At 38.4% G+C, this 336-nt stretch carries 1 pseudogene; it reads right to left on the bottom strand.

Going from position 1 to position 336, the window contains the following annotated elements:
* Positions 1 to 336 (bottom strand): annotated as a pseudogene (locus SQ11_RS18040) (hypothetical protein); the annotation flags it as partial.

Below are 336 nucleotides of genomic sequence, written 5' to 3'. Positions count from 1 at the left end.
GATTTAACGGATGCTCATATAAAAGCATTTGTATTTCATTGATTCTGCTGTTCCAGATCGAATTATCATTCCCGTGAGGTAGAAGATTATTTATATTTTGACCAACCACCTCACTCAAGAGAAATGTTTGCAGCTCAGGTATTTCACTACACTGCAGATACCAGCGGTCAGAATGAAGGGGCAGCAGGGTCAAACCATCATCTGAAATTAACTCATTAATACTATCGGTAAATGAAATTGCCTCCTTTAGGGAAATATTCAAAATGTGGTTATCGCCCAAAAGTATATGGTTGTTTTTAATCCGGAGATGAACTGGGTCAATGCGCTGTCTCTTAT

The sequence above is a fragment of the Nitrosospira sp. NpAV genome (genome assembly GCF_000832065.1).
GTDB lineage: Bacteria > Pseudomonadota > Gammaproteobacteria > Burkholderiales > Nitrosomonadaceae > Nitrosospira.
This window is presented reverse-complemented; position numbering and strand designations above follow the sequence as displayed.